Consider the following 1,212-nt stretch of genomic DNA (forward strand, 5'->3'; position numbering starts at 1 on the left):
GGTGCCGATCCGGCTGGATCTGCGCTCGGCCCCCGCTGACGCCACACCCCCGATACTGCGCGGACTCACCCGCGGCATCACCCGCCGGACGGCGGGCGGCGGGGCGCCAGGTGCGGACGGTCTGAAGGACAGGCTCACCCGGCTGCCGCGCACGGAGCAGCAGGCTCTTCTCCTCGATATGATCCGTACGCAGACCGCCTCGATCCTCGGTCATTCCGGTGCTGAGGCGGTCGAGCCGGAGCGGGCCTTCCGCGACCTCGGCTTCGACTCACTGGCGGCGGTGGAGTTCCGCAACCGCTTCGCGCAGGCCACCGGGCTGCGGCTACCGGCGACGCTGGTCTTCGACCACCCGACCCCGATGGTCCTGGCCCAATACCTGGTGGATGAGCTGTCCGGCGGTGACTCGGCGTACGCCGTGGCGCCTGCGGCCCACACCGCGGCGGACGACGACCCCATCGCCATCGTCGCGATGAGCTGCCGCTACCCCGGGAATGTGCGCTCTCCCGAGGACCTCTGGAAGCTCCTCGAAGGAGGGAGCGACGCGATATCGGAGTTCCCCTCCGACCGCGGCTGGGACATCGACCGGCTCTTTGACCCGCGCATGGAACGGCCGGACACCGTGTACGTCCGTGAGGGCGGCTTCCTCCACGATGCGGCCGACTTCGACCCGGGCTTCTTCGGCATCAGCCCCAACGAAGCGGCGGCCATGGACCCGCAGCAGCGGCTGCTGCTGGAGACCGCGTGGGAGGCGCTGGAACGTGCTGGCATCGACCCGCTGACGCTGCGCTCGTCCGCGACCGGCATCTTCACCGGGATGATGCATCACGACTACGCGCACAGCAGCAACTCCGGCGCCATCGCCTCCGGACGGCTCTCGTACGTCCTCGGCCTGGAGGGGCCGGCGGTGACGGTGGACACGGCGTGTTCCTCGTCGTTGGTGGCGTTGCACTGGGCGGTGCAGTCCCTGCGGTCGGGGGAGTGCACACTTGCTCTGGCCGGTGGCGTGACCGTGATGTCCACCCCGGGCACGTTCGCCTACTTCAGCGAGCAACGTGGCCTCGCCGGTGACGCGCGCTGCAAGCCCTTCGCCGACGCCGCCGACGGTACGGCTCTTGGTGAGGGTGTCGGCGTGCTGCTGGTGGAGCGGTTGTCGGATGCCCGGCGCAATGGCCATCCGGTGCTGGCGGTGGTACGCGGCACGGCGGTGAACCA

General features: G+C 70.2%; 1 protein-coding gene. It reads left to right on the forward strand.

What is annotated here, in order from left to right; translation table 11 throughout:
- Nucleotides 1-1,212, forward strand: a 1,212-nt coding sequence (locus ACZ4NB_RS38710; RefSeq protein WP_467667752.1) for an acyl carrier protein, incomplete at both ends; no start/stop codon positions are given.

The organism is Streptomyces sp. NPDC026575, assembly GCF_055567415.1.